Raw genomic sequence first — 17987 nt, forward strand, 5'->3', positions numbered from 1 at the left:
TAAATGCTATAAGCTATTGCTGGTTTTCGGACCTGTAAAACCTATGTTACATTACTACCAATTAGTTCACGTTTAATTTCATTGTTCACTTTGAGTAAGTCAGCTTAATTCAGACTTATCAGACGCAGACTGGTGAGTCTGGAGCGGGGGAACCAAACATTGGGGCGTATTTCCGTGATGGAAATGGACATCTCTCTGTCCTAGCCCGGCAGCTAACCTCGTAAGCATAGAGAGAAGACTGAGGCGAAGCATTTTCCACAAGAAATGTTTCATCAGTGTTCTTGGCTGGTACTGCTCAGTTCCTTGTACCTGCGAGTCACACTATGGCAATACAACTTAATCTTTCCGCGATTGCAGTCGCGGGGCAGATGGCGTGGCGTAAAGCGAAGCCTGTTCTGATTCGAGATACTATCGTCCTGCCAATGCTAGGGCTGCTGGGAATTCTAGTCCTCTGGTGGCTGATTGCCCTATTTAAGTCCGAGCTGATGCCCACACCCCTCGAGGCATTCGTCGCTAATTTGGACTACATTCTGCATCCTTTTTATCGTCGCGGCCCTGGAGATCTGGGGATTGGTTGGCTCTTGATTGCCAGCTTGCGCCGAGTGCTGCTGGGCTTTTCGTTGGGGGCACTGGTGGCGATTCCGGTTGGATTTTTGATTGGCATGTCTCGTCCGGCCATGTTGGCGATTAATCCGATCATTCAGATTTTCAAGCCCGTTTCGCCACTGGCTTGGCTGCCGATTGCTCTAGCAATTTTTAATTTGGCCGATCCCTCTGCGATCTTCGTGATTTTCATTACCTCACTGTGGCCCACGGTAATCAACACCGCTTTAGGGGTTTCCAGCGTGTCGCAAGACTACATTGATGTGGCGCGAGTGCTGGAAATGCCGCGCTGGAGACAAATATTCAAGATCATTTTGCCAGCCAGCTTGCCCTATATCTTTACCGGCTTGCGGATTAGCTTGGGGATTGCCTGGCTGGTGATTGTGGCAGTCGAGATGCTGACCGGCGGCATTGGCATCGGCTTTTTCCTCTGGGACGAGTGGAACCGGCTGAATTTAAGTTCGGTCTTTCTGGCGATTCTGGTAATTGGCTTGACGGGTCTGGTGTTGGATTACGTCATGAGCCGAATTCAGGCGCTGGTGACTCACCGCTCGGTGGCTCCCAACACGCTGTAGGAGGAGCAACCATGAGCAACATGAACCGACGGGATTTTTTGATCAGTGTGGGTGCGCTGGCCGCTGGCGTGGCAGTGTCCTCGAATGCGATCAATGTGAATCGGGCACCTCAGGTGTTATCGAGCGCTGCGTTGGCAATGGAACCAATCGTGGATCCCAGCACTTTGGAGAAACCGAATCTGAAGGTGGGCTATGTGCCAGTGAACGACTGTGCTCCCTTTGCCGTCGCCTGGGAGAAGGGCTTCTTCCGCAAGTATGGCTTGAACGTTACCCTCAGCCGCGAATCAAGCTGGGCCAACTCACGGGATGGGCTGATTTTTGGTCGTCTGGATGCGGCTCCAGTCGTGTCGGGGGCAGTGACAAATGCGCGCGTTGGAGCAGAAGGGGCACGCCATGCTCCGCTCTGTGCGGCGATGACCATTCACCGCCACGGCAATGCCATGACCATGAACCGCGCCATGTGGGAAGCTGGGATTCGCCCCTGGAAAGAGTACAACGGTGATTTAGAAGCCTTTGGCAAGGATTTTCGCCGCTATTTCGAGAATTTGCCCGGAGAGCAGCGAGTTTGGGCGGTGGTTCTAAGTTCAGCGATCTACGAATATTTTGTCCGCTATCTGGTGGCTGCGACTGGAATCAATCCCTATGAAGAGTTTCGGGTGATTATTATTCCACCGCCCCAGATGGTGACGAACATCCGCATCGGGGCGATGCAGGCTTACATGGTAGCCGAACCCTGGAATACGCGGGCGATTTCCGGGAACGAAGGCGTCGGCTTCACCTTTGCTCAAGGCAAAGAAATCTGGCGTGGTCATCCGGATCGGCTGCTGGGCGTGATGGAATCGTTCATCGACGAGAATCCCAAAACCTATCGCTCGCTGGTGAAGGCGATGATCGAAGCTTGTCAATATTGCAGCGATCCGGCCAACCGGGCGGAGGTGGCGGAGATTATTTCTCAGCGGTCCTTTACCGGCGCGAAACCGAAATTCACTCGTCCGGCAATTGTAGGCGAATACAACTACGGCGGCTTTGACAATCAACCGCGGGTTTCTAAATCCCTCGACACCACCGTGTTCTACGATTTGCCGGCTGATCTGCCCGCACCCGCCGGAGATCATTCCACCTTTTTGTGGCGCTCCCATAGTATTTGGCTGATGACCCAAGCCGCCCGCTGGGGACAAATTCCTGAGGTGCCAAAAAACGCCGAAGAGTTGGCGAGCAAGAGCTGGCGCACCGATTTGTATCGAGAGATTGCGGCAGAAATGGGCATCGAATGTCCAACCGAAGATTACAAAGTCGAACCGCCGGAGCTGTTCATTGACAGCAAGGGATTTGATCCGAGCGATCCGGTGGGCTATCTGAATAGCTTTGAGATTCGCGCCAATCGACCGCAGAAATTCTTCTTGTCTTAAAACATTTTTGTCTTAAAACAGGTTTCAACCTTAACCGCTCGAATGTTCCCAATTGTCCTTCTAGCCTTAGGAGCGAAGCATGATTAAATCACGATCTCAATTTGCTAATACGACTGATCCGCTAGCGCCAAATCGCTCTGAGTTTTTGGTGATCGAGAATTTGGTAAAAGCCTATCCCAAACCCGACGGCAGCGAAGCGGTGATTTTAGATGACGTGAATCTGACGATTGGGGAGGACGAGTATATCTCGATTATTGGTCACTCCGGCTGCGGCAAATCCACCCTGCTGAAAATTGTGGCTGGACTCGACCGAGCAACTGCGGGATCGGTGCAGCTGGAAGGGCGGGAAATCCGCAAGCCCGGTTCGGAACGGATGATGGTGTTTCAGCACTATTCGCTCCTACCTTGGCTGACGGTGCGGGAAAACGTTCGGCTGGCGGTGGATGAGGTGCTGCATAACGCCACGCGGGCAGAAAAAATCAGCATTGTGAATGAACACTTGAATATGGTGAACCTGATGGCGGCAGCGGATAAGTATCCTGATGAGCTGTCGGGGGGGATGAAGCAGCGGGTCGGGATTGCGCGGGCATTGGCGATTCGCCCCAAGGTGCTGCTGATGGATGAACCATTTGGGGCGCTGGATGCCCTGACGCGAGGCAAACTGCAACGCCAAGTGCTCGATATCTGGGAAAGCCACCGCCAAGCCGTGATGATGATTACCCACGATGTAGACGAAGCCTTGTACATGTCTGACCGAATTGTGATGATGACCAACGGTCCGGCAGCCAAAATCGGCGAAATTTTGGAGGTGCCGTTTCCCCATCCGCGCAATATGCAGGAGCTGCGAGAACTACCCGAGTACTACGAGTTGCGCAACCATGCGCTGAATTTTCTGGATCGGCATTTTAGTCAGGATGATTAGCGCAGGATCATCGCCTGGTTGACGATTTCCAGAAACCGCTGAATGCTGGGCGAGTGGTCATTCTGCCTCCAGGCGACAGCAATTTCGGCACAGGGCGCGGGTTCAGCGAGCGGTTTGTAGACCACTCCAGTCCGCTGCATATTTTCTAGCGACACGGGCACAATCGAGACGCCAATCCCGCCTGCCACCAGGCTGACAATTGTTTGCATCTGCATCGCTTCCTGTACCACGTTGGGGCTAAATCCTGCCTGCTGGCACAGGCTAATAATCTGGTCATAGGCGCGGGGCGACAAGGGACGCGGAAACAGGATAAATCCCTCATTCGCCAGTTGGGAGAGGGTGATCTGGGAGGCATCGGTCAGGGGATGGTTTTCCGGCAGGGCAACTACCATCGGCTCGCGCACAATTGTCGTGACTTGCAGGGCTTTGTCTTCCACCGGCGGACGCAAAAAGCCAATGTCGATCTTGCCGTCGCGCAGCCAATCGAGCTGTTCGTTGGTCGGCATTTCGTGTAGCTCTAACCGCACAGCCGGAACCTGACTGCGAAAGCGGCGCAGAATGACCGGCAGCACGTTATAGGCCGCTGAACTAACAAAGCCAATCACAAGCTGTCCCTTTTCGCCCCGACTCACCTGGCGTCCGGTCTGGATGGCCTGTTCAAGTTGATGCAACAGTTTGCGGCTTTCGGCTAAAAATACCTGTCCGGCTTCGGTGAGCTGCACCGATCGTTTGGTGCGGTGAAATAACTGAAATCCTAGCTCTGCCTCAAGCTGTTTAATCTGCTGACTCAGGGGTGGTTGCGCCATGTGCAGCCGTTCGGCAGCACGTCCAAAATGGAGTTCTTCGGCAACGGCAATGAAGTAGCGCAAATGGCGGAGTTCGATCATAAAGCAGCTAGAAGTGAGGCAAACCGTTCAGCCGTAGCCTACATTGGCTCTGCTTCGGAGGTATCGGAGTCGGGTTGGATTGAAAAATCGACACCTGCGTAAAGTTCCGCCATGTTCATTTCTACATCAACTGAAGCAAATCGCAGTGTTTCACTATCGGCTTCATAATCGCGCAACAGCCACAATCCCTGTGGCGTTTTGGTATAATTGCTCAATTTGAATTTCGTATTGATTGATCAAAACATATTCTTGCAGTTCAGGAATCGAACGGTAGTAGCGGAATTTATCGGTCCGGTCATATAGCTTTTTCCACTCTGGTAAGGTACGAGGGGTGTGGGGGCTTCGCCCCCACGCAGGGGCCGTGCCCCTGCACCCCATTTTTTGTACTTCATTAGCCTGGAAAAGGCTGTAGTCTTGGGTTGATTTGGACAACACTTCAACGATCAAGATGGGATTCGTAACCGTGTCGGTGCGGTTGGCATAATAAATTGGCGCTCCTTGGATCACCATGACATCAGGGTAGGTAAAGCGACGGTAGCGAGGAACCCACAGTCGCACATCACTGGAGTAAATGCGATTCCCTTGCGGGTGCAATATTGGTTTGAGCAGAATCAAGAGGTTTGTAATCAGCTCATTGTGGTTGGTTGATCCACCCGTCATGGGAACGATTTCTCCATTGTGGTATTCACTGCGAAACTCGGCGGTTTCCTCTAGCGCCAAATACGCTTCTGGGGTGTAGGTGCGAGCTTGCGTTGGCATGGTGACGCTCCAAATGCTTTTTCTTGATCGTACAGGTGCATGCTTGATTCAGTTTTTGTGCCAGTGGCTAGTTGCTTCCACAAGCTCATCTAGCGTGCAGTTGAGGGTTTCGATCAAAATTTTGACTTGCAGAAAACTAGGGCGGGGTTCTTTGACATTCCGTTCCCAATCGCTGACGGTTCCAACCGTTACGCCTAACTTATCAGCAAGCTGCCGCTGAGTCATCCCCGCGCGCTGCCTGAGCTTTGCTAGCGTAATTTTCTCGTCACCTGTTGCCATCTTAAGCTATTCGAGTTATGCTATGGCTGTAATGCTAGAGCGCTACTTCTACGGCATTACTTCAACTTAAAGAACTATAGGCGAGCCAAAAAGATTCGGCGTCTTCGCCAGAATTTCCTATGTCTAAAGTTTCTCACAACAGCATCCCATTACTGATTAAGGAGCTTCCTATGGCTTACCGTGATCGGCTGTATCCTTGGTGTATCGTGCGCCATCTGCCCAACGCTCAAAACGAAATAGTGGAGCGGTTTCGCCAGCGCGGGGAAGCCGAAGCCTATCTGCGTATCCTGAAGCAACTGTTGCCTGCCTCTGATCACAGTCTGATATTTGATCCGGCTGAAGATTCGCAGACCTCAACCAACAGTACCCATTACCCGCCGCAGGTTCAAGGTCAAGCCAGTACGGGTATTGTCTAGAGTTTGGTGATCGCGCTCCATTCTGTATTTGCTGTTGTAGTGGATGAGGTCGTCGAGTTCTTTGTCGGTGAATGCTCCAAAACCTTTTGGTGGCAGGCTAGGACGCGATCAACTATCATGGTCAGTCTCCTGCTGGGGCAGTAGGGGCAGCACAAACTCCAAAAGTTCAGGAATTCTAGATTGAGTCACTTCCCAAGTCAAATCTAAATCGACCTTGTTATAGTCATGCACTAACTTATCGCGCATTCCAGCAATTTGATTCCACGGTATTTCTGAATGGTCTTGCCGAAATTCTGGAGATAGCCGCTTGACGATTTCTCCGATAACGGTAATTTCATACAGAACAGCAAGATGAGTGCGTTTGTCTGCTGTAAATGATGATTGACTCAACCCTTGGATCAGTTCAGCTATGGTTTGGCAGGTTGTAGCAATGTCAACCAGGTAGGCTTGATCGCGATTCATAAATGACTCTAGCTGTATTTAGAATTTCCTGGCGGCGAATCCAGTTGGGGCTGGTTTCGACTGATTTTCTAGTCAGTAAATCTACTTTTCGATGACATAAATCTTCTAGCTCATACTGCATATCGACCAGATCTAATAGGCTAACTTTGGCATTGGGCTGGAAGGTGACCAGCATATCGATATCGCTGTTGGCATGAAAGTCGTCGCGTAAAACAGAGCCAAAAAGGGCAAGTTCACGGATATGGCGACGCTGACAAAATTCCGAGAGTTTGTCTGGGGTAAGGGCTAATCGTTCTTGTAGTTGAGGATTGAATGGAATAGTGTGCATCAGTCATCACCCTCGGAGTTTCTGTCCATACGGTATTTGCTGTCGTAGTGGATGAGGTCGTCGAGTTCTTTGTCGGTGAATGCCCCCGCAATCTTTTGGTGAACGATTTGTTATCTCACTAAGCAACTACATTTCGTTCACATTTCGTTTACTTTCCAATCATATGCAATGCCTCAATCCAAAATTTGGTTCTTGCTCAGCTAAGTTTTTATCGGTAGGGTGAGCCAAGATATGCGCCAGCCGTTCTTCGGTCAGGCGGACTTCTCGGTTCTGATAGTCGAGAAGGATGGGCACTGGATTATACCTCCACCTCTACAGTAATCGAGGTGTCGCAGCCTAAGGTCTCGACAACTTTGACGCAGGCGGTATATTTGCCCAGTGCGGGGGAGGTGTAACCCGCATCGCTGATGGTCAAATTGAGCTTTTTGAGGAATGGAATAGGCGTGATGGGTAGGGGAATGGGGGCGATTGTCCTGACGGATGCACCAAGGGCGATCGTGGGGATTCTTCACCCTGGATGAAGTACTCAAAGCGCTGCCCCAACCCAGGACCAAAGCGAGATAATAATTCAGATGAACTGCAAATGCCTTCAAAATTAGAAATGCAAACCGGCGGAATATAGCTAATACATCTGCCTAGGTTTCAGCCCGTGCTAACTTCGCCGTATCAATCTTTCGATATACGCTATGCCGTCTTAGCTGAAGTATGGTGATGGCACAACGATCTGGAGTGAAAAATTATGAACATGCTGCTGTACAACCTGCTGTTAGCTCAGGAAACGGTTCAGGTCAGCTTACGGCTGAATGGTTTGATCGCGTTGCTGGCTGGAATTTTGATTTTGTTAGTGCCGCGGCTGCTGAATCTAATTGTGGCAATTTACCTGATTTTGATTGGCTTAATTGAAGTGTTTGGGCTACGGTTCTAGCGGCTAGCCGAAAGAGAGACAGCCGATACAATAGGCTCAGCGAGAGAGCCAGGATATGAGTGCAGAAATTGAACGATCGGCAAGTGAGATGCAGAATCTGTACGAAGCAGACTTTTATGCCTGGACGCAGGAGCAAGTTCGCTTACTGCAACAACATGCCTGGACGCAGCTCGATGTTGCTAACCTGATCGAGGAAATCGAGTCGTTGGGTAGACAGCAGCGGCAGGAGTTGGTGAATCGTTTGGGCGTTTTGTTGGGACATCTACTTAAGTGGGAATTTCAGGCTGAAGCACGCAGCAAAAGTTGGTTCGCCACGATCCGCGAGCAACGTCGGGAGATTTTAGAGCTGCTGCAAGAAAATCCTAGTCTGAAGCCCTATTTGCCCGAAGCAATCAAAAAAGACTACCTGGCAGGAATTGATTTGGTTGTGCGCGAAACGCCGCTGCGCTATCGAGATTTGCCGTCAGATTGTCCCTACAGCTCAGAGCAAATCTTGGCAGAAACCTTCTTTCCAGGAGCATCAAGCGACCTCAGCGAGTGGCAATAGGCTGCCAAGAGGCTGATATTCTGAAAATATTAATTGCTAACTATAAATATATTGGACATCAGCAAAAGCCTCTTCTACTGTAGGAGTCAGTAAGGGCTTGCAGGTTATGAATGCAATCGATGCTCCAGTCCGGAGCTGGGATACCCATCTGTACGAGCAAAACCATGCGTTTGTCTGGCAATGTGGTGAGGATTTAGTTCGACTCCTGGCCTGGATCGCAGACTATCACCGCATTCGCATTGCCTGCTGAGAATACTGACACCGGCAATAAACTTTGCGATTCCATACGGGAATCAATGATGCACAAACCTGATTCGCTAAAATCAAAGATTGGGCTTCAACTGCCGTTCGATATATTTCGATTCTGAGAACACTGAGAACACGACACCTAATTACAGCTATGAGCAAAGGCACTTTATTTGACAAAGTCTGGGACTTACATACGGTTGGCACCCTTCCTTCGGGGCAAACGCAGCTGTTTATTGGTCTACACCTGATTCACGAAGTCACCAGCCCTCAAGCCTTTGCTATGCTGCGCGAGCGGGGGCTGCAAGTAATGTTCCCCGAACGCACCGTGGCGACGGTGGATCATATTGTGCCGACTGACAATCAGGCTCGTCCGTTCAAAGACGAAATGGCCGAAGAAATGATGCAGGCAATTGAGCGCAACACGAAAGAAACCGGCATTACTTTCTACGGGATTGGGTCTGGCAATCAGGGCGTTGTGCATGTGATTGCCCCAGAGCAAGGACTGACCCAACCGGGCATGACGATTGCCTGCGGTGACAGCCACACCTCCACCCACGGAGCCTTTGGCGCGATTGCGTTTGGGATTGGTACTAGCCAAGTGCGGGATGTGCTCGCCTCCCAAACTCTAGCCCTCTCGAAGCTGAAAGTCCGCAAAATCGAAGTGAATGGCACGCTGCCTTCAGGGGTTTATGCCAAAGACGTGATTCTGCACATTATCCGTAAACTGGGCGTCACCGGCGGGGTAGGCTATGCCTACGAGTATGCTGGCACTACCTTCGAGCAGATGAGCATGGAAGAGCGGATGACCGTCTGCAATATGTCGATCGAGGGCGGTGCTCGCTGCGGCTATGTGAATCCGGATCAGGTGACGTTTGACTACCTCAAGGGTCGAGATTTTGCTCCCAAAGGAGCCGATTGGGATAAGGCCGTGGAGTGGTGGACTAGCATTCGCAGCGATGCCGATGCCGAATATGACGATGTAGTGGTATTCGACGCCTCGGAGATCGCGCCAACGGTGACTTGGGGCATCACGCCGGGACAGGGCATTGCAGTCAACGAACCAATTCCGACGCCGGACAGCCTCGCCGAAAGCGATCGGGAAATCGCCGAAGAAGCCTATCGCTATATGGATCTGGCTCCTGGTACCCCGATCCAAGGCACCAAGATCGATGTCTGCTTTATTGGTAGCTGTACAAACGGACGGATTAGCGACCTGCGCGAAGCTGCCAAAATTGCCAAAGGCCGCCATGTGGCAGAAGGGGTGAAAGCCTTTGTGGTACCCGGATCAGAGCGAGTTAAGCAACAAGCCGAAGCCGAAGGGCTGGATCGAGTTTTTGAGGCGGCGGGCTTTGAGTGGCGGGAAGCGGGCTGCTCGATGTGTTTAGCAATGAATCCCGACAAGCTGCAAGGACGCCAGATCAGCGCTTCCTCTTCAAATCGTAACTTTAAAGGTCGGCAAGGCTCGGCGTCGGGACGCACGTTGCTAATGAGTCCGGCTATGGTAGCCGCTGCGGCAATTCAAGGGGCAGTCACCGATGTGCGGGAGTTGCTATGAAGACTGATACAGCCGAAATGACAAAAGAGCAGATCTTGCAAGAGTTAGAGCAATTGCCAAAGCCATTGTTAGCCAAGGTACTGGAGTTTGCTCGCACATTGCAACCAGTCGATCAGCATGCAGAAGCAGACTTAGAGTCAAGAATCTGGCAAGCTTATTTAGCATCTGAACGGGAGCGAAGGGAGGTTTATCAGCGCCTTGCAGACTCCTGAATTCCTCAGTCGAGATTCGGTTTTGAAAATTCACGCTAGACAGATTCAGCAATTTGGTGGCACAGCAGGAGTGCGGGATGAAGGGCTACTGGAGTCAGCATTAGCGCAACCTCAGGCCAGCTTTGGTGGTCAGCTTCTCCATCCCACGATTGCTGAACAGGCGGCAGCTTATCTGTTTCACCTGGCAATGAATCATCCGTTTGTTGATGGCAACAAGCGCACTGCCTTTGCGGTGATGGATACGTTTCTGCGGCTGAATGGCTACTCGCTCAATCTCTCAGATCAGCAAGCCTATGAGCTGGTGATTCAGGTGGTTGAAGGACGCTTGGACAAAACGGCCCTGAGTCAGCGCTTGCAGTCTGGGCTTGTTCGGGTGACTGATGATGAGCCATAAAGGGGAGTTGGGAACAACAGTATGACAACTGAGATTTTTGTCAGCACCGATATTGAGGCCGATGGACCCATTCCGGGCGTTTATTCTATGCTCAGCTTCGGGTCTGCTGCCTATCTGCCGGACAAAACGCTGGTAGACACCTTTTCCGCCAATCTAGAAACGGTGCCAGATGCCATCACCCATCCCAAAACCATGGCTTGGTGGCAAACCCAACCGGAAGCTTGGGCCGCCTGTCGTCAGGATTTGCAACCGCCAGAAATAGCGATGCAAAACTATTCAAAATGGCTGAAAGCCTTACCCGGACAGCCGGTATTTCTGGCCTATCCAGCCACGTTTGATTTCATGTTTATCCAGTGGTACCTGATTCGGTTTACCGGCGAAAGCCCGTTTGCCCAATCGGGATTGGACATCAAAACCTATGCGATGGCAATGCTGAAGACGCCCTATCAGGAGAGCAGCAAGTCGCAGATGCCAGATCACTGGTTCGATCCCGGTCTACCCCATACCCATGTAGCGCTCGACGATGCCAAAGAACATGGGGCGCTGTTTTGCAACATGCTGGCCGAAAACACAAGAGTTCAAACTAATTAAATTTCGAGTTGAGGTGAATTATGCAAAGTCAATCCACGAGTCAAATTCAATTGGTTTCTGGGCGGGCTGTACCGCTGGTGGGTAATGATATCGATACTGACCGGATCATTCCGGCTCGTTTTTTGCGCTGTGTCACGTTCGATGGACTGGGGGCGCAAGTATTTGCCGACGATCGGGCGCAGGCGAATGGTCAGCATCCGTTTGATCAGCCTCAGTATCAGGGAGCCGAGATTTTGGTCGTCAACCGCAACTTTGGCTGCGGCTCCTCGCGGGAACATGCCCCTCAAGCGATTGCCAAATGGGGCATCAAATCGCTGGTAGGCGAGAGTTTTGCCGAAATCTTTTTTGGTAACTGTGTGGCGATGGGCATCCCCTGCGTCACGGCAGCTCCAGCCGATGTTCAAACCCTCCAGGACTGGATCGCGGCTAATCCCCAAACTCCTATCACCCTAGATCTACAAGCAATGCAGGTGCAGTTCGGCGATTCGACCATTCCCGTTTCGATGGGAGAAGGTTCCCGCAACATGTTTCTCAGCGGCACTTGGGATGCCTGTGGACAACTCGTGGCCCAAGCCGAACAAATTCGCACCACAGCCAGCAAACTGCCTTATTTGGGCTGGGGACGGGCAAGTTAGGTGCGTCATACAGTGCGTCATACAGTGGACCCTATCAGCCCTATCAGTATCAGCCCTATCAGTAAGAGACTCGATCGTTTCGGATCAGGAAGCGTCCATCAAAGCGGATTGGCAGCGGATTACCAGACATAGGAGCTGTTGCTGATCCGGGTTGCTGGGCATGGATATGCAAATGTGGCTCATTGCTCACCCCAGAATTACCAACTTCACCCAACCGATCACCAACCTTAACCTGTGCACCGCTCTGCACTGTAAGACTGTTGGGACGGAAATGGGCTAACACCACATCCACATTACCGGTACCACCATTGCTAGTCTTTAAATTGTCACAGCGCAGAATCAAATGATTTCCAGCGAGATTAGAGCGGTCAACCTCAGGAACCGACATATCTGGCAGCCCATCAATCACGGTCACAAGTTTGCCTGAGCAAGGTGCTACGACTGGTTCACCGTAGATATGATATGCACCTGGATCGCGGGGTACGATCCCCTGTGCTCGCAGACCAAAGCGATCAATTTTGACAATATCCAGCCCGTAACTATTGCCTCGATAGGCACGGAAGCGGGGAATGGTTGGATTGAGTAGCTTCAAGTGGGCATTGAGCCGGATATCGCTGCCGCCGTTAACGATCAGATAGTTACCGTTGAGCAGAGGAAAGGCAAGCTCGACAGCAGTTTCTTCCGGTTGAAACCGACCCGCTAAGCTTTGTGCTGCTTCGTTCGCAGCATAAATTCCAAAGGCCACGAAACCAATAATGGCAATCCAAGCTAACCAAGCAGACGGCACGAGGCGGCGCGACTTGTAACGGCGAAGTCCGACAATCAGGGCAGCCACAAACAGTAGACCGTAAAGATAAGGCGTCCACCAGGGTGGAAAAATCCAAAGCCCGGTTCGAGCTAGGGCCAATAACCCAAGCGCTGTTGCAATAGCTTGCATCCAAAAACCAAGTAAACTCTGAGGTGGCACGATGGCAATCCAGCCAATCAGCAAAAGCGGCAGCAGCAACTGTAGCAAGATAATTGCAGCAAGCATACTGGCCGAACTCCTCGATCCTGTCTCCTGACAGAACCAATACAACATGGTATGAAATTCAGTATCGATCGTAGCGAAGCCTCTACTGGATGGGAACCGCCTACTAGTTCCACTAAGATGCATTTACTGAGACCGCGAAACAAAGCGATACCCCAAAGTTTTACTGGTACAGTTTTTGAAGCTAAGGGCAGATTCAGGGCATACTGGAGATCAGCCGGATCACGACTGGTTATCTCGACTCAAATCGGAGCTTATAGGTCTGCATTATACTTTCGTGGTCAGTAAAAAACCTTTACTTTTTTCTGACCTCCTTAATAAATCGATGTTGAAAATATAAGGTGCGTTTAGTTGGCTCCAAGGCCACAAATGTTACCCTATATCGGTAAATCCCAATCTGTCGATATTGTCATTGTCGAGCAGCCGGTTCGACTGAACTACCCCCTTTCACGGATTCTAGGGCTAAACCATGATTGAAATGAGAGTCGCTGGAATTGCCTTGGATGCGGTGTCCCGCCATCCGATTGTGCTCCTGAGAGATGCCTCCGAGCGTCGTCAGTTGCCGATTTACATCGGACAAGATCAAGCCAGAGCAATCATCAGCGCATTAGAAAACCAAACTCCTCCCCGTCCCCTCACCCACGACCTGATGGTAAACCTGATGGAAGAATGGGATATGGTGCTAGAGCGCGTTGTAATTCACTCCCTACAAGACAACACCTTCTACGCCATTTTGATGATTCGCCAAGGCGAAGTGAGAAAGGAAATTGACTCCCGCCCCAGCGATGCAATTGCAATTGCCCTGCGCACCAGAAGCCCAATTTGGGTGATGGAAGAAGTGGTGGCCGATGCCTCGATGCCGGTAGATCGCGATGCCGATGAAGCCGAACGCAAAGCCTTTCGGGATTTCCTCTCGAACCTACGCCCAGAGGATTTCAAACAAGGTGGCCGCTTCAGCAAGCGGGACGAGAGCTAGCAGGCCAGACGCCAATCTCCATGCGCTACCGTCGCTTTGGTCAAACCAATCTCCACCTGTCGGTGTTTTCCTTGGGCACGATGCGCTGTCTAGCATCGGAGGAAACGGCAGTACAGACGATTCGGCGAGCGGTTGAGCTGGGGATTAACCATCTAGAAACAGCCCAAGCCTATGGAAACAGCGAAATCTATTTGGGAACTGCCCTAGCGGATTTACCTGTGTCGCGCCAGCAGATCCACCTCACAACCAAAATTACGCCCACGCCCGATGCTGCTTCGATGGCTCGTGCGATTGATCGCTCACTGGACCGATTGGGAGTTGACCAGATTGATTGCTTGGCGATTCATGGGATTAATACCTGGGAGCATTTGGCTTGGATTGAAGATGAACAAGGCTGTATGCAGGCCGTTAGACAGGCGGTGGCTGATGGGCGAGTCAAGCATGTCGGCTTTTCGACGCACGCGCCTCTAGAAATTATTTTGCGAGCGATTGCTACCGACCAGTTCGAATTTGTCAACCTGCACTATTACTTCTTTAACCAGCGAAATCAGGCGGCGGTGGCGGCAGCGGCAGCGAAAGATATGGGAGTTTTTATTATCTCGCCAGCCGATAAAGGTGGGATGCTGTATCGCCCTCCGCAGAGATTGATCGATCTGTGTCAACCGTTCTCACCCCTAGAGCTCACCTACCGCTTCTTACTCAGCGATCCGCGCATCACCACTTTGAGTGTCGGGGCCGCCCATTCGAGTGAGTTGAATCTGTCGGTAGCGGGTCAGGACGGTGCGTTGACCCAAACAGAAACAGCCACTCTGGAACGGTTGCAAACCCATCTGGAACAAACGCTTGCCACCGAGCGATGCAGCCAGTGCTATCAATGTTTACCTTGTCCTGAAGATATCAATATTCCCGAAGTTCTGCGGCTACGCAATTTGGCTGTAGCTTACGAAATGATTGACTTCAGCCAGTACCGCTATCGCATGTTCGAGAATGCGGGCCACTGGTTTCCCGGAACCAAAGCCAACCGCTGCACCGACTGTGGCGACTGTTTGCCCCGCTGTCCGGAAAACCTGGCGATTCCTGACCTGCTGCGCGACGCCCATGCGCGTTTGAATGGGGAACCTAGGCGCAGACTGTGGCAGTGACTGCGGCAGTTTTCTATCTGCTAATGGATTTCTAAATGGTCTCTGTCCGCTTAGATCAAAAACAAAGAGACTACAAGCAGGTAGGCGCTGATGCATCCAACCCTAGAAGTCCGGTGGTTTTTCCGGGGCAGGTTACCTGAAGAATTCTACCGCTGGTTTCCCGAAGCAGGGGCCGATAAGCCCGAAACCCGAACCGATTGGTATCTCTATTCACCCGATCGCGGGTTAGGCATTAAGCTGCGGGAAGGCGGGTTAGAGATCAAGCAGCGGTTGGCAAATCAGGGTAAATCCAAGCTGGCAAAGCGAGTGCGAGGACGGGTAGAGCAGTGGCTGAAGTGGCACTTTCCGATTGAGCAAACAGCAGATGGCGCAATGGCTGAGTTGGGTGAATCCTGGATGCCGGTCGCTAAAAAAAGATGGTGCCAGCATTATGCCTTCACCCCAGATGGTGCGATTCAACGGGTAGATTCCGAAGATTCCGAAGAGTTGATGCAACAGGGCTGCACGCTAGAGCTATCCGAATTGCAGGTGTGGAATCAGGACTGGCATAGCCTTTGTTTTGAAGCCTTTGGTCCGCCGGAAATGCTGGATCAGATACTGACCAACACCGTTCAGCAGGTGCATCACGAGATCGGGCTGCCGGTTCTGAAGGCGCGTGATTCGTTTGGCTATCCGGCTTGGCTGCATTGGGTGCGACAGAAAGCGCCATAATGGGCAGCAGTATTTTCTGCTGGAGTAGGGCGCTTATTGTCCGGCATTCAGCACTTGGGTCGCTGTTAGCGTCAGCTCTGGGAAGCTAGGAGAAACAATGGCATCGCTATCTCGGAAAGTTCCAACTTCGCTATAGGTGCCGTTTTGCAGTTCTAGAACTGTGACCGCATGCTGCTGCGGATCGATCAGCCAGTATTCGGGAATGCCTCGGTCTTGATATTGTGCTCGTTTGGCGATGTAGTCCCGCTCGTACTGCAATTCACCGGGGCTGACGACTTCCACAACCAAAAGCGGCGGAGCCATCGACAAGCGAATCGTGTTGCGGCGTGCCAACTGCTGGATATGCTCTTCTTGAATAATTGTCAGGTCAGGATAACGATTTTTCGGTTCTCCCCGTACTTCTAGCTCTAGCCCATGCCCTCTTATCCGCCGGTAGCCGACAAACGGCAAAAATACAGTAAACAAAAAATTGGCAATTTCAACATTAAATCCGGCTTCGGGTGGCACTTCAATCAACTCTCCATTGAACAGCTCATACAGATAATCGGTACCATCGTCGTAGGCGAGGTATTCCTCAAAGCTTTGAAAGCGGGGTTTAGTCTGGAGCATGATCAGCTTTTCCTGGTCTATAGGGAAGGGATGCATCAGTAGTTCTCCGGCGTTAACACCTGCTGGGCCGTCAGCGTCAGGTCAGGAAAATTGGGTGAAGTAATGCGGTCCTGACCTCGAAAGGTGCCGACTTCACGATAGCTACCGTTCTGGAGTTCTAACAGGGTAATCATCTGCTGCTCTGGATCGATTAGCCAGTATTCCAGCACGCCCAAGGACATTTTTAAGGTCTTTAAAGCGTTGTTTGGCGCTTGAGTCATATTGCCTCTCAGCATGGCCTTTCTAGCTGTTCTAATCTTCCAGATTGTGGCGCTGGATTAGTTCCCTGGTATCATCATCTTCTAAAAATCAATCGATTGCCGTTCCTACAACTTTGTTCATTGCCGTTTCCTTGACGCCTGCAATCCGCTTCAACAGGCTGTAGACCTCCTGAGACACGGTAACTCTAATTTTTTGATCTGCTTTTCGAGGACTCATGCCGCACTCTAATCCGACTGCTAAAAGTAACGTTAGAGAAATTTTCGCAAATTGCTACCTGAGAACTGCGCTGTGGATCAAGATCTGGTAGGGTTTTAGGACACTGTTGTTTTATACCCGTAATCCAGGATGAGCGTAGCGTCATTAAAAGGTCGAGACCTGCTCAGCATGGCGGATCTGAGTGCCGCAGAAATTCATGAGCTGTTGGAACTGGCCGCCGATTTGAAAGCCGGAAAGGTCAATCTCCGCTGCCAAAACAAAGTGCTGGGGCTGCTGTTTAGCAAAGCCTCTACTCGCACTCGCGTCAGCTTTTCGGTAGCGATGTTTCATTTGGGTGGGCAGGTGCTGGATCTGAATGCCAGCGTCACCCAGGTTGGGCGCGGAGAGCCGACAGTTGATACAGCGCGTGTGCTCGACCGCTATCTGGATGTGTTAGCCATTCGCACCTTTGAGCAAGCCGAGCTAGAAACCTTCGCCAACTACGCCAAAATTCCGGTGATCAATGCCCTCACCGATTTGGAGCACCCTTGTCAGGTGTTGGCCGATCTGCAAACCGTGCAGGAAGAATTTGGCCAGCTAGCTGGCCTCACCCTCACCTACCTGGGCGACGGCAACAATATGGCGAACTCGCTGCTGCTCGGCTGTGCGCTCACGGGGATGAATGTCCACATTGCCTGTCCAGAAAACTTTCAGCCCGATGCGGCGATTGTGGAGAAGGCCAAGTCGATTGCAGGTGGCAAATCCGAAGTGCTGATCACCCGTGATCCAGAGGCTGCCGCCAAAGCAGCGCAGGTATTGTATACCGATGTTTGGGCCAGCATGGGGCAGGAAAGCGAAGCCGCCAGCCGCGTGCCCCTATTCCAACCCTATCAAGTAAACGACAGCCTGCTGAGTTTGGCCGATCCCAAGGCGATTGTGCTGCACTGTCTGCCCGCCCACCGAGGCGAAGAAATCACCGATGCCGTAATCGAAGGCTCCCATTCCCGTGTCTGGGACGAAGCTGAGAACCGAATGCATGCTCAAAAAGCTCTGCTAGCAAGCGTGTTGGGAGCAGAACGGCTTTAATAGAGTTTTGAGTTTTGAGTTTTGAGGTTTAAGTTTTGAGTTTTGAGTTTTGAGGTTTAAGTGTTGAGTTTTGAGTTGCGATATGGGTACCGGCATTGCGGCCAACACCAAAGTAGATGTTTTGAGTTCTAAGTTTTGAGGATTATCAAGCAGTTGATGGCTAATCCCATTTACCTTTGATTGGGCTACAGATCACCAAGCTCAACAGGCTAGATTGTGCAGGGTCCGT

At 51.4% G+C, this 17987-nt stretch carries 26 protein-coding genes and 1 riboswitch; of the genes, 16 read left to right on the forward strand and 10 right to left on the reverse strand.

Features of this window, described 5'->3' with window-relative positions; all coding sequences use genetic code 11:
- Window positions 1-91: 91 nt before the first annotated feature.
- Window positions 92-241: riboswitch (cyclic di-AMP (ydaO/yuaA leader) on the forward strand.
- Between the two features lie 82 nt (window positions 242-323).
- From ntrB to HJG54_RS07610, 3 genes are all read left to right on the forward strand, one after another.
- On the forward strand, window positions 324-1178 hold the full coding sequence (gene ntrB, locus HJG54_RS07600) for a nitrate ABC transporter permease (RefSeq protein WP_316434264.1): 855 nt from the start codon (window positions 324-326) through the stop codon (window positions 1176-1178).
- Window positions 1179-1189: 11 nt separating this feature from the next.
- The gene (locus HJG54_RS07605) at window positions 1190-2587 is read left to right on the forward strand and encodes a CmpA/NrtA family ABC transporter substrate-binding protein (protein WP_316434265.1); all 1398 of its coding nucleotides are present in this window, start codon (window positions 1190-1192) and stop codon (window positions 2585-2587) included.
- Between the two features lie 79 nt (window positions 2588-2666).
- A complete protein-coding gene (locus HJG54_RS07610; protein WP_316434266.1) occupies window positions 2667-3509 on the forward strand; it encodes an ABC transporter ATP-binding protein in 843 nt (280 codons plus the stop codon).
- On the opposite strand, the gene HJG54_RS07615 is transcribed toward HJG54_RS07610, so the two are convergent.
- The 3 genes from HJG54_RS07615 to HJG54_RS07625 all read right to left on the reverse strand — a co-directional run bounded on the left by HJG54_RS07615 (window position 3506) and on the right by HJG54_RS07625 (window position 5434).
- A complete protein-coding gene (locus tag HJG54_RS07615) occupies window positions 3506-4396 on the reverse strand; it encodes a LysR family transcriptional regulator (RefSeq protein WP_316434267.1) in 891 nt (296 codons plus the stop codon). The genes HJG54_RS07610 and HJG54_RS07615 overlap by 4 nt on opposite strands.
- Window positions 4397-4558: 162 nt before the next feature.
- On the reverse strand, window positions 4559-5155 hold the full coding sequence (locus tag HJG54_RS07620) for a Uma2 family endonuclease (protein WP_316434268.1): 597 nt from the start codon (window positions 5153-5155) through the stop codon (window positions 4559-4561).
- Window positions 5156-5203: 48 nt separating this feature from the next.
- Window positions 5204-5434, reverse strand: coding sequence for a helix-turn-helix domain-containing protein (locus tag HJG54_RS07625; protein ID WP_316434269.1), 231 nt, complete (start codon window positions 5432-5434; stop codon window positions 5204-5206).
- 170 nt (window positions 5435-5604) lie between these two features.
- Here HJG54_RS07625 and HJG54_RS07630 point away from each other — a divergent pair, with 170 nt between their 5' ends.
- On the forward strand, window positions 5605-5850 hold the full coding sequence (locus HJG54_RS07630; RefSeq protein WP_316434271.1) for a hypothetical protein: 246 nt from the start codon (window positions 5605-5607) through the stop codon (window positions 5848-5850).
- Window positions 5851-5958: 108 nt separating this feature from the next.
- On the opposite strand, the gene HJG54_RS07635 is transcribed toward HJG54_RS07630, so the two are convergent.
- The 3 genes from HJG54_RS07635 to HJG54_RS07645 all read right to left on the reverse strand — a co-directional run bounded on the left by HJG54_RS07635 (window position 5959) and on the right by HJG54_RS07645 (window position 6934).
- The gene (locus HJG54_RS07635; protein WP_316434272.1) at window positions 5959-6312 is read right to left on the reverse strand and encodes a DUF86 domain-containing protein; all 354 of its coding nucleotides are present in this window, start codon (window positions 6310-6312) and stop codon (window positions 5959-5961) included.
- Window positions 6284-6640 (reverse strand): nucleotidyltransferase family protein, encoded by a 357-nt coding sequence (locus HJG54_RS07640; RefSeq protein WP_316434273.1) that lies wholly within the window; start codon window positions 6638-6640, stop codon window positions 6284-6286. Before HJG54_RS07640 ends, HJG54_RS07635 begins: the two co-directional genes overlap by 29 nt.
- 159 nt (window positions 6641-6799) lie before the next feature.
- Window positions 6800-6934, reverse strand: a complete 135-nt coding sequence (locus HJG54_RS07645; protein ID WP_316434274.1) for a hypothetical protein — start codon at window positions 6932-6934, stop codon at window positions 6800-6802.
- Between the two features lie 445 nt (window positions 6935-7379).
- Here HJG54_RS07645 and HJG54_RS07650 point away from each other — a divergent pair, with 445 nt between their 5' ends.
- The 8 genes from HJG54_RS07650 (at window position 7380) to leuD (ending at window position 11748) form a co-directional block, all read left to right on the forward strand.
- Window positions 7380-7565, forward strand: a complete 186-nt coding sequence (locus HJG54_RS07650) for a DUF3096 domain-containing protein (RefSeq protein WP_036000135.1) — start codon at window positions 7380-7382, stop codon at window positions 7563-7565.
- A gap of 55 nt (window positions 7566-7620) precedes the next feature.
- Window positions 7621-8112, forward strand: coding sequence for a DUF29 domain-containing protein (locus tag HJG54_RS07655; protein WP_316434275.1), 492 nt, complete (start codon window positions 7621-7623; stop codon window positions 8110-8112).
- A gap of 106 nt (window positions 8113-8218) precedes the next feature.
- Complete coding sequence (locus HJG54_RS07660) at window positions 8219-8362, forward strand: hypothetical protein (RefSeq protein WP_316434276.1); 144 nt, start codon at window positions 8219-8221, stop codon at window positions 8360-8362.
- Between the two features lie 150 nt (window positions 8363-8512).
- On the forward strand, window positions 8513-9916 hold the full coding sequence (gene leuC / locus HJG54_RS07665; protein WP_316434278.1) for a 3-isopropylmalate dehydratase large subunit: 1404 nt from the start codon (window positions 8513-8515) through the stop codon (window positions 9914-9916).
- Entirely contained in the window at window positions 9913-10128 is a 216-nt protein-coding gene (locus HJG54_RS07670) for a hypothetical protein (RefSeq protein ID WP_316434280.1), read from the forward strand. The genes leuC and HJG54_RS07670 overlap by 4 nt, the downstream gene beginning before the upstream one ends.
- Window positions 10115-10522, forward strand: a complete 408-nt coding sequence (locus HJG54_RS07675) for a type II toxin-antitoxin system death-on-curing family toxin (RefSeq protein ID WP_316434281.1) — start codon at window positions 10115-10117, stop codon at window positions 10520-10522. Before HJG54_RS07670 ends, HJG54_RS07675 begins: the two co-directional genes overlap by 14 nt.
- A 21-nt stretch (window positions 10523-10543) precedes the next feature.
- Window positions 10544-11113, forward strand: a complete 570-nt coding sequence (locus tag HJG54_RS07680; RefSeq protein WP_316434282.1) for an exonuclease — start codon at window positions 10544-10546, stop codon at window positions 11111-11113.
- A 20-nt stretch (window positions 11114-11133) separates the two neighbouring features.
- Entirely contained in the window at window positions 11134-11748 is a 615-nt protein-coding gene (leuD, locus tag HJG54_RS07685) for a 3-isopropylmalate dehydratase small subunit (RefSeq protein ID WP_316434283.1), read from the forward strand.
- Window positions 11749-11806: 58 nt separating this feature from the next.
- On the opposite strand, the gene HJG54_RS07690 is transcribed toward leuD, so the two are convergent.
- A complete protein-coding gene (locus tag HJG54_RS07690; protein WP_316434284.1) occupies window positions 11807-12781 on the reverse strand; it encodes a M23 family metallopeptidase in 975 nt (324 codons plus the stop codon).
- Between the two features lie 466 nt (window positions 12782-13247).
- On the opposite strand from HJG54_RS07690, the gene HJG54_RS07695 reads away from it, so the two are divergent.
- The 3 genes from HJG54_RS07695 to HJG54_RS07705 all read left to right on the forward strand — a co-directional run bounded on the left by HJG54_RS07695 (window position 13248) and on the right by HJG54_RS07705 (window position 15607).
- Window positions 13248-13754 carry a bifunctional nuclease family protein gene (locus tag HJG54_RS07695; RefSeq protein WP_036000145.1) on the forward strand — a complete coding sequence of 169 codons (507 nt, stop codon included), beginning with the start codon at window positions 13248-13250 and terminating at the stop codon, window positions 13752-13754.
- Window positions 13755-13774: 20 nt separating this feature from the next.
- Window positions 13775-14896, forward strand: coding sequence for an aldo/keto reductase (locus tag HJG54_RS07700; RefSeq protein ID WP_316434285.1), 1122 nt, complete (start codon window positions 13775-13777; stop codon window positions 14894-14896).
- Between the two features lie 90 nt (window positions 14897-14986).
- Window positions 14987-15607: a hypothetical protein gene (locus tag HJG54_RS07705; RefSeq protein ID WP_316434286.1), complete on the forward strand. Its 621-nt coding sequence runs from the start codon at window positions 14987-14989 to the stop codon at window positions 15605-15607.
- A 33-nt stretch (window positions 15608-15640) separates the two neighbouring features.
- On the opposite strand, the gene HJG54_RS07710 is transcribed toward HJG54_RS07705, so the two are convergent.
- The 3 genes from HJG54_RS07710 to HJG54_RS07720 form a co-directional block, all read right to left on the reverse strand.
- Complete coding sequence (locus HJG54_RS07710) at window positions 15641-16216, reverse strand: Uma2 family endonuclease (protein ID WP_316434287.1); 576 nt, start codon at window positions 16214-16216, stop codon at window positions 15641-15643.
- A 35-nt stretch (window positions 16217-16251) separates the two neighbouring features.
- Complete coding sequence (locus HJG54_RS07715) at window positions 16252-16476, reverse strand: Uma2 family endonuclease (RefSeq protein WP_316434289.1); 225 nt, start codon at window positions 16474-16476, stop codon at window positions 16252-16254.
- An 88-nt stretch (window positions 16477-16564) separates the two neighbouring features.
- On the reverse strand, window positions 16565-16693 hold the full coding sequence (locus tag HJG54_RS07720) for a hypothetical protein (RefSeq protein ID WP_316434290.1): 129 nt from the start codon (window positions 16691-16693) through the stop codon (window positions 16565-16567).
- 129 nt (window positions 16694-16822) lie between these two features.
- On the opposite strand from HJG54_RS07720, the gene argF reads away from it, so the two are divergent.
- Window positions 16823-17758 carry an ornithine carbamoyltransferase gene (gene argF, locus HJG54_RS07725; protein ID WP_316434292.1) on the forward strand — a complete coding sequence of 312 codons (936 nt, stop codon included), beginning with the start codon at window positions 16823-16825 and terminating at the stop codon, window positions 17756-17758.
- Window positions 17759-17987 lie beyond the last annotated feature (229 nt).

It is taken from the genome of Leptolyngbya sp. NK1-12 (assembly GCF_032598965.1).
In the GTDB taxonomy this organism is placed as follows: Bacteria; Cyanobacteriota; Cyanobacteriia; order Elainellales; family Elainellaceae; genus Elainella.

What these genes read in the sequence shown, in the direction of transcription:
- ntrB (WP_316434264.1), top strand. Translation starts at nt 324, where the DNA reads ATGGCAATACAACTTAATCTTTCCGCGATTGCAGTCGCGGGGCAGATG.
- HJG54_RS07605 (WP_316434265.1), top strand. Translation starts at nt 1,190, where the DNA reads ATGAGCAACATGAACCGACGGGATTTTTTGATCAGTGTGGGTGCGCTG.
- HJG54_RS07610 (WP_316434266.1), top strand. Translation starts at nt 2,667, where the DNA reads ATGATTAAATCACGATCTCAATTTGCTAATACGACTGATCCGCTAGCG.
- HJG54_RS07615 (WP_316434267.1), bottom strand. Translation starts at nt 4,396, where the DNA reads ATGATCGAACTCCGCCATTTGCGCTACTTCATTGCCGTTGCCGAAGAA.
- HJG54_RS07620 (WP_316434268.1), bottom strand. Translation starts at nt 5,155, where the DNA reads ATGCCAACGCAAGCTCGCACCTACACCCCAGAAGCGTATTTGGCGCTA.
- HJG54_RS07625 (WP_316434269.1), bottom strand. Translation starts at nt 5,434, where the DNA reads ATGGCAACAGGTGACGAGAAAATTACGCTAGCAAAGCTCAGGCAGCGC.
- HJG54_RS07630 (WP_316434271.1), top strand. Translation starts at nt 5,605, where the DNA reads ATGGCTTACCGTGATCGGCTGTATCCTTGGTGTATCGTGCGCCATCTG.
- HJG54_RS07635 (WP_316434272.1), bottom strand. Translation starts at nt 6,312, where the DNA reads ATGAATCGCGATCAAGCCTACCTGGTTGACATTGCTACAACCTGCCAA.
- HJG54_RS07640 (WP_316434273.1), bottom strand. Translation starts at nt 6,640, where the DNA reads ATGCACACTATTCCATTCAATCCTCAACTACAAGAACGATTAGCCCTT.
- HJG54_RS07650 (WP_036000135.1), top strand. Translation starts at nt 7,380, where the DNA reads ATGAACATGCTGCTGTACAACCTGCTGTTAGCTCAGGAAACGGTTCAG.
- HJG54_RS07655 (WP_316434275.1), top strand. Translation starts at nt 7,621, where the DNA reads ATGAGTGCAGAAATTGAACGATCGGCAAGTGAGATGCAGAATCTGTAC.
- HJG54_RS07660 (WP_316434276.1), top strand. Translation starts at nt 8,219, where the DNA reads ATGAATGCAATCGATGCTCCAGTCCGGAGCTGGGATACCCATCTGTAC.
- leuC (WP_316434278.1), top strand. Translation starts at nt 8,513, where the DNA reads ATGAGCAAAGGCACTTTATTTGACAAAGTCTGGGACTTACATACGGTT.
- HJG54_RS07670 (WP_316434280.1), top strand. Translation starts at nt 9,913, where the DNA reads ATGAAGACTGATACAGCCGAAATGACAAAAGAGCAGATCTTGCAAGAG.
- HJG54_RS07680 (WP_316434282.1), top strand. Translation starts at nt 10,544, where the DNA reads ATGACAACTGAGATTTTTGTCAGCACCGATATTGAGGCCGATGGACCC.
- leuD (WP_316434283.1), top strand. Translation starts at nt 11,134, where the DNA reads ATGCAAAGTCAATCCACGAGTCAAATTCAATTGGTTTCTGGGCGGGCT.
- HJG54_RS07690 (WP_316434284.1), bottom strand. Translation starts at nt 12,781, where the DNA reads ATGCTTGCTGCAATTATCTTGCTACAGTTGCTGCTGCCGCTTTTGCTG.
- HJG54_RS07695 (WP_036000145.1), top strand. Translation starts at nt 13,248, where the DNA reads ATGATTGAAATGAGAGTCGCTGGAATTGCCTTGGATGCGGTGTCCCGC.
- HJG54_RS07700 (WP_316434285.1), top strand. Translation starts at nt 13,775, where the DNA reads ATGCGCTACCGTCGCTTTGGTCAAACCAATCTCCACCTGTCGGTGTTT.
- HJG54_RS07705 (WP_316434286.1), top strand. Translation starts at nt 14,987, where the DNA reads ATGCATCCAACCCTAGAAGTCCGGTGGTTTTTCCGGGGCAGGTTACCT.
- HJG54_RS07710 (WP_316434287.1), bottom strand. Translation starts at nt 16,216, where the DNA reads ATGCTCCAGACTAAACCCCGCTTTCAAAGCTTTGAGGAATACCTCGCC.
- HJG54_RS07715 (WP_316434289.1), bottom strand. Translation starts at nt 16,476, where the DNA reads ATGACTCAAGCGCCAAACAACGCTTTAAAGACCTTAAAAATGTCCTTG.
- HJG54_RS07720 (WP_316434290.1), bottom strand. Translation starts at nt 16,693, where the DNA reads ATGAGTCCTCGAAAAGCAGATCAAAAAATTAGAGTTACCGTGTCTCAG.
- argF (WP_316434292.1), top strand. Translation starts at nt 16,823, where the DNA reads ATGAGCGTAGCGTCATTAAAAGGTCGAGACCTGCTCAGCATGGCGGAT.